This window comes from Pseudoxanthomonas sp. LjRoot204_2, from assembly GCF_056175765.1.
This window is the reverse complement of sequence record NZ_JBGFFG010000142.1, coordinates 1-7724: the sequence shown is the minus strand read 5'-3', so window position 1 is coordinate 7724 and position 7724 is coordinate 1. Positions and strand designations below refer to the sequence as shown.

The 7724-nt window shown below is 66.7% G+C and carries 4 protein-coding genes; all 4 read right to left on the bottom strand.

Annotated features, from left to right (window positions below):
* A partial coding sequence (locus tag AC04L7_RS08565) for a TonB-dependent receptor plug domain-containing protein (RefSeq protein ID WP_475512826.1) occupies positions 1-2309 on the bottom strand: 2309 nt, incomplete at its 3' end.
* A 374-nt stretch (positions 2310-2683) separates the two neighbouring features.
* Complete coding sequence (locus tag AC04L7_RS08560) at positions 2684-3445, bottom strand: N-acetylmuramoyl-L-alanine amidase (RefSeq protein WP_435996004.1); 762 nt, start codon at positions 3443-3445, stop codon at positions 2684-2686.
* A gap of 116 nt (positions 3446-3561) precedes the next feature.
* Entirely contained in the window at positions 3562-6570 is a 3009-nt protein-coding gene (locus AC04L7_RS08555; RefSeq protein ID WP_435996002.1) for a TonB-dependent receptor, read from the bottom strand.
* Positions 6571-6622: 52 nt separating this feature from the next.
* Positions 6623-7724, bottom strand: a 1102-nt coding sequence (locus AC04L7_RS08550; protein ID WP_475512825.1) for a transglutaminase-like domain-containing protein, incomplete at its 5' end; no start/stop codon positions are given.

The window sequence follows — 7724 nt, the reverse complement described above, 5'->3', positions numbered from 1 at the left end:
CGGATCCAGTTGGCCGTGAACAGGTCGTAGTTGGCGATCAGCGTCGCCTGGTTGGGCACGCGGATCGTGTTGGTCCGCTCGATCTCCCACCAGTCCAGGCTCATGTTGAAGTTGCCGGTCGGCGCGAACACCAGACCGAAGCTCTTCTGCTTGGACTCCTCGGGTTTCAGGTCGGACTTGCCGCCGGTCAGGATGTCCGGCTGGATCGCTTCGCAACCGGGCACGGCCGGGTTGGCCGCGCCGCCGGGGCAGCTGGCCGGGTCGGCCAGATCGAAGCCCGTGTAAGGACTTTCGGTGACGCCGCTGAAGAGCTTGGTGAACTCGGGCACCTTGAAGCCGGTGCTGTACGCGCCGCGGAACGCCAGCGCATCGATCGGCTGCCACTTGAAGGAGTACTTCGGGTTCACCGTGCTGCCGAAACCGTCGTAATCGTCACGGCGCACGGCCAGGCTCAGCTCCAGGCTGTCGACGACCGGCAGGAAGGCTTCCGCATAGACCGCTTTCACGTCGCGCGTCACCTTCGGCATGTTGTTCGCCGCATCGAACGGCGCGCCGAAGATGTAGCTGTTGTCCAGCGTGATGCCTTCTTCGACCGAGCCGAACTCGAACTCCTCGCGGCGCAGGTCGATGCCGACCGCCGCCTGGACTTCGCCGCCCCAGAGGTTGAAGCCCAGGCCGCCGGAGAACGCAGCGTCCAGCGTGGTGACCGTGGACTCGCCGCCGTACAGGCGCGTGCCCGCCGCCGACGCGGCCTGCAGCATCGCGATGCCTTCGGCGCGCTGCTCCTGCCCGGGCATCAGGAAGGGGTTGAGCATGCCGCTGCCCAGCGCGGCCTTGAAGGCGGGAGTGAAGTAGTAGCCCGTGCCGAGGACCGATTCGGCCTCGCTGGAGGCGCGCGACAGCCCAACGTCGTAGTCCCACGTGCCGATGCTGCCCTCGACGCCCGCCAGCAGGCGGTATGCCTTGGTGGTCGTCTCGATCTGGCGGGGCCCGCAGACCTCGCAGCGCCAGCGGTAGGCGATGCGGTTGCCGTACACGAGGTTGGCCGTGCCGAAGTAGTTGGCCAGCGCGTTGTAGATCATGTTGTAGGTGGCCAGCGCCTGCGCATCGTTGGGCAGGTACGGGAACCACGTGCTCGGGCCGAGCGCCGATGCCGCCGTCGAGGCGCTCGACGTGATCTGCTGGGCTTCGAACTGGCGGTTGGATTCGGTCCGCGAGCCCATCGCTTCGACGTAGAACTGGTGATTGTCGCTGATCTTGAAGCTGGCCCGGCCCAGCGCCTGCAGGCTCTCCTGCGGCTGCTGCATGACCTGCGCGGCCGGGTAATCCCAGGCGCACGCATAGCGCGAATTGGCGACGCCCCACAGCTGGTAGGCGTACGGCCCCATCATGTCGCCGCCGGCCTCGCATCCGGGCCCACCCGGCAGGTTGAGCGTGTTGACCAGCGCCTGGTTGGGACCACCGGCCGGATTCACCAGCGTGCCGTTGATGRGGCCGCCGGCGATGTTCGACACGGTGGCGAAGGGCGTGCCGCGCGTATCCGGCGACAGGCCACGCTCGGGCTGGAAGGTGTTGGAGAAATCGCGGTCGGTGCCGAGCAGGATCTCGTTCTTGCGGTAGTTCAGGGTGCCCCACGCGTTCCACCCGTCGGCATCGATGTCGCCCCACCCGCCGAGTACGCTGGCGGTGTAGACGTTGCCGCCGCCCTCCTGGGTGACGTCGACGCCGGCATTGAGCGTGATGCCGCGGTAGTCGCTGCGGGTGATGAAATTGATGACGCCGCCGATCGCATCGGTACCGTAGACCGCCGAGGCGCCATCGCGCAGCACTTCCACCCGGTCGATCGCGGCGAAGGGGATCGAGTTGAGGTCGACTGCCTGGCCACGCAGGCCGTGCGTCGCGACGCGGCGACCGTTCAACAGCACCAGCGTGGCATCGGCGCCCTGGCCGCGCAGGTTGGCGCCGGAAACGCCGTTGTTGCCGCGCAGGTCGGCCGGCGCGATGCCGGCGTTCGCCGCCAGGCTGTCCGAGCCGTTGCTGGCGATGTTGAGGAACTGCAGCAGCTGTTCGGCGGAGGTGATGCCCTGGGCTTCGATCTCCGCCTTCTGGATGATGGTGATGGGCAGCGCCGCCTCGACGTCGGTCCGCTTGATGCGCGAGCCGGTGACGGAAACGGTTTCCAGCGTGCGTGCCTCGCCCTGCGTCGCAGATGCCGCCTCCTGCGCGAGTCCCACGCCGGGTACGGCGAGCCCCAGCACGATGGCGACGGCGAGATGGCGGGGCGTGAGCGTGCGGGAGCGAGAGGGCATGCGGAATCTCCTGGAGGTAAGAACGCGGCGATACGTGGCCGATACGATGCCTGCGGTGCGTGGTGCACGCCGCCCGGGGAAATGGCGCACGGCCCCGCCCTGTCCGGGCGCATCGCCGCGCTGTTGCCGTCATTCCCCGCGCGTATGGATCCCCATGCGTGCCACCCGGCGCGTCCGGTTCCGGCGACGCAGCGCAGGCATTGCCTGTTGGTTCGGTTACTGCGCCGGCACCCCGCCGGTTACTGCGTTGCCGGATCCGAACATTCTCCGGCGGGACAACACGAAAACCCCTTTCATGGCGGTGTAGCACGCGCCCCGCGATGAGTCAATAAATTATTCTTGATCAGCGAAAAAACTGACTTGAATATTCCTGTTCATTGGGGCAGCGGCGTGGCGGTGGAGGTCAATGCGTGCAGGATGCGCAGGTCTTCGGCGTCGAGTTCGCTGCCCTCCATGCCGCGGAAGCGATGATGGAAGGCGCGCACGGTGTCGCCCCGGTTGTCGATGGAATAGCCGATGGCCTGCAGCGCCAGCCAGGGGTCGAAACCGGGCGGCGGTTCGCCCGCACCGGCCGCGGGCCACAGGCCGAAACCGGCGTCGTGCAGGCGCTTCCATGGGAACAGCGGGCCAGGATCGATCTTTCGCGACGGCGCCAGGTCAGAATGGCCGATGACCTGCGTGGGGGGAATGCGCAGGCGCGTGGTCAGGTCGCGCAGAAGCACGATCAGGCTGTCGATCTGCGCATCGGGAAACGGGCTCTTGCCGTCGTTGTCGATCTCGATGCCGATCGACGCATTGTTGACGTCGGTGATCGCGCCCCAGCGACCCGCACCGGCATGCCAGGCGCGTCGGGTATCGCTCACCAGCTGATAGACCTTGCCGTCCTTGCCGAGCAGGTAGTGGGAACTCACGCGTCCCCCGCTGTTGCGGCTGCGCAGGGTATCCAGCGACTGTTCCACCGAATCCTGTTCCGTGTAGTGCAGCACGATCACCACAGGTCGGCGCTCGTCGAAATTCTTCGACGGCACCCATGTGGCGAGCGGATTGCGCGGGCCGGAATGGGCGCAGGCGCCGAGGACGAGGACCAACGCGGCCAGGAGGGCGGTTCTGCACGCGAACGTGACGCGCTTCGTCATGGGAGACACCTCGGGAAGCAGCCGTGCATAGGAATAGCACGGCACGGAAAAGAAAAGGCCTGCCGCGAACGGCAGGCCACGGGAGAGACACACGCCAGATCGCATGCGCTGTGCGGTCAGAACGTCCAGGTCACCACGAGCTGGGTGTAGCGCGGCGCCTGCCAGACCGTTCCCTGGCCGAAGTGCGGAAGCTGCACGCCAGGCTGCGCCTCGTAACGCGAGTGCACGTTGATGACGGTCTGGTTGTTGAACAGGTTGTACACGGACAGCCGGGCCTTCAGGTCGATGCCCTCCACCGGCAGCGTCCAGGTGACGTTCGCACCCACGTCGGTGACCCACGGCATGCGGCCGAATGCGCCGCGCTCCGAATACGTCAGCTGGCGCGTCGCCCAGTTGGCGCAGTTGTTCGTGGGCGACGAATAGCACAGCCAGCCCGAGCCACCGCCGCTGAACTCGCCGGGGCCGCCCGCCGCACGGTTGTCGTCAGGCCACACCACGCCGAACGCCGTGATCGGCCCACCGGACCGCGTTGAGAGCGTGGCGCCGAAGCTCCACTGCTCGTTCAACTTGTAACTGCCGCGCAGCTTGATCTGGTGGCGGAAGTCGTTGAACAGCACGCCATAGCGCTCGTTGACCGCCGGATGATCGTAGTACTGCACCAGGTTGGTATCCGCGTAGCCGGTGTCCGAATTGACCGGCCCTTCGATGTTGCCCTCGGACTTCGACCACAGGTAGCTGGCGTTGAACGCCCACTTGTCGTCCCACGCGCGGTCCAGCTGGAATTCCACCGCCTTGTAGGTCCGGCGGGGCTTCTTGTAGCCCATGATGTTGCCGCTGCCGCTGGCGATGTAGCCGTCCTGCGAGGAATCGAACTGCACCCAGTCGTCGGTATCGGGACACCACAGGGTGGTGCTCTCGCCCGGATTGATGATCGGCCAGTCGCCGGAGTACCACGGGCAACCCGCGACGTGGTTGATGCGCGCATCCTCCACCGCCCGGGTGACCTTGCGATACGTCGCATTGACGCCGTACGACCAGGCCTGGTTGATCGCCTGCTGGAAACCGAGGATGTACTCGTCCTGGAAGACCTGCTTGAGGTCCTTGGCGACGGCGGTGCGCACATCGTCCGGCGCAGGCGCGTTGCCATCCGTGTTCACCGGACCGATCTGCGGCCCCAGGTCCGGGACCAGGTACGTCGCACCGGTGACCGGGTGCGTCTGCTGGATCCAGCCATTGAGCACGTAGTAGGTGTGCTCGTCCGTGGTGCCGCCACCGAAGTAGTCGGTCAGCTTGTTGGTGAGCGGAATGTAGTAACGACCGGCGTTGCCGAAGAGCTTGGTCGTACCGTCGCCCTTCATGTCCCAGCTGAAGCCGACGCGCGGCGCCATCATGTCCGAGAAGTCGGCCTTGGCGAAAGTGGCGCCGGAGGCGAGCTTGTTGTGGAACTTGTCGAAACGCAGGCCCAGGTTCAGCAGCAGGTTGGGCGTGACGCTCCAGTTGTCCTCCACATAGAACGCCTGTGCCTCGGTGGTGACGGGAGAGCCCGTGATGTAGCGGCGCGCGTCGATGATGCGGGTGACGCCTGCCGGCACCAGCGCACCGTTGGGCAGCACGGCGCCGGCATTCGCGGCCTGCGCCTGGTAGCTGACGCCGTCGCCCGGGTAGACCACCGAGCTGTCCGAATCCATGATCTCCTGGTCCAGGCCGAAGCGCAGCAGGTGATCGCCCAGCGTCCATTCGAAATCCAGGCGCGCCGCTTCGCGCTTGTCGTAACGGCTGCTGATGCTGGTGTCGGTCGGGTGGCAACCCTCGGGGATTGTCTCCGCCCCGAAGCGGGTCGTGTAGCTGCCGGACCGGGTGACGATGCTGCAGTCGGCGTCGAGCGGCGTACCGCTGAGGGCACTGCGCTCGTTAACGCCGTACATCGCCTTGGCGGTGAAGTTGTCCCCGAAGTGTCCCGTGTACGTCAACGACCAGTTATCGCCGCCGGAACCCGCGGTACTGCCGCCCCGCCAGTTGCCCAGCATGCCGGTGTCCCACGTGTAGCCGTACTTGGTGGTTTCCGAGTCCGCCTTGTCGGAGAAGGCGAGCAATTCCAGCGCGTGGTCATCGTTGATCCGCCAGTCCAGCTTGGCGCCCCAGAAATCATTGTTGCTCTTGGTCTTCCAGGCCTCGATCGTGTCGATGTCCTTGGGCTGGCTGTCGCGCATCTCGTACATCGCGAAGAAGAACAGGCGGTCCTTCACGATCGCGCCGGATGCCCACACGTTGGCCTTGTAGAACGGACTCGTGTCGCGGCTGGTGCGGTTGCGCTCGTCCAGCGTGCCATCGCGATGAAAGTGGTCTTCCTTCGAGGCTTCCCATGCGGAGGGCTCGAGCGTCAGCTCCGCACCGGCCTGGAATTCGTTGCTGCCCGATCGCGTGACCGCATTGATGACGCCGCCGGTGCTGCGCCCGAATTCCGCCGAGTAGCCGCCCGTCTTGACCTGGACCTCTTCGTAGAAGCCGAACGGCACCGACGAGAAGCCCTGGCGGCGGTACGGATCGGTGACATTGAGTCCGTTGATGTAGATGGCGTTCTCGGCGACCGAGGAACCCCCGAAGGACAGGCCGCCGAACGTCGCGCCCGAATTGACGACGCCCGGCGCAAGCAAGGCGACGGAGCTCAGGCTCTGGTCGACCGGCAGGCGTGCCAGCTCCTGGCGGTTGATGTTGGTCGCGGACTCCGTGGACCGCACGTCCACGCGATTGACCACGCGCGAACCGACCACCTGTATCGCGTTGAGGTTCACCACGGCGCCGTCGCCGCCCAGGTTGACGGTGGTGGTCCCGCCCAGCGAGACATTGACCGCCACGCCATCGCCCACGTCCTGGCCGGCGCGCTTGACCTGCAACTGGTAGTCGCCGACCGGCAACTGGGCAAGGCGGTAGCCGCCATCGCCGCCCACGGTCACCGAGCGCGTCGCGCCGGTGGCGGTATTGGTGATCGTGATCTGGTCGCCCGCGTTCGCACGGCCCGCGACCGCGCCCGTCGCGCTCTGCGCCATCGCCAGCGGCGCCATCGACGCCAGGCAGGCACCCAGCGCCATGCCCAGTGCCGCCTTCTTCAGAACCTTGCCTTTCATCCCCGCTCTCTCCTGCTAAAGATGGTGGTGAATCGTGTGGTGGTGTGTTTCGTCAGCCGCGCCCGTCCCGGGGCAGCACGGTCCATTCGAACTGGTAATCCCACTGGTCGAAGTAGAGGTTCCCGCCCCGCCACTCCACTTCCCCGCGCTGCAGGTCCACGGTCTCGGACCGGGCGTGCTGCTTGGCGGGGATGAACTCGCGCGAGTAGTCGTCGTTGAAGGCGACGCGGTAGGCGTCCAGGCCGCCCAGGTAGAACCAGCGCAGCGCCGGATCGTCCGAAGCCAGCTGGCCGGTGGTCACGTCCATGGGTACCCAGCCGTAGGGCGCCAGGTACAGCGCGCCCCAGTCGTGCATGGTGTCGTGGCCTTCCACGTCTTCGGAGTACGCCCACCCCGACTGCCAGCGCGCGGGAATGCCGTTCATGMGCAGCAGCGTGATCAGCAGCAGCGTCTGCTGGCCGCAGTCGGCATGGCCGGCGCGAAACGCGTAGTCGCTGATGTTGCTGATCGTGGAGTATTCGCGCGCGCCGGCCCAGGGAATACGGTCCACGGCCGCGAACAGCTTCTGCGCGACGCGGTAAGGATTCCTCTCGTCACCCACGACCTGCTCGCTGAAGCGACGAAGGTCATCGCTGAAGACCACGTGCGGCGACCGCTCGGCGAGGAACGGCGCCAGCGCCGGCGTGGCGGTCACGGGCTCCACCCGCTCGGGATCGATCGCCACGCGGCGTGCATGCACGGTGACCTCGTATGTCACCGAGAACGTGGTCGGCTGTCCCGCGAGGGCAGGCTGCTCGAGGTAGGCGGTGCGTTGCAGCGCGCGTTCGGGCGCGATCTGCGGGCGCGCGGGCTGGCTGGCGACCAATGCGATCGCCTCCTGCTGCCCCGCGATGGCGCGCGGGTACGGCAGCCAGGCGCGGATGGTCTCGCCTGCGGGTACGGCATCCGGCTTCACGCTCACGGTATGGGTGATGCGTACGCGCCGCGGCAGCACGCTGCTCGCAGCGGTCGCCTTGCTGACCTGCACCACGTCGCGATGATGGCGGTGCAGCGCTTCGTATGGCCCTTGGGCGAACGGTCGCACCGGCGGCGCGCGGCGCGCGGCCGCTTCCGGGCTCACTCGGAACAGGTTCGACGCCGACCGGTTGAAATAG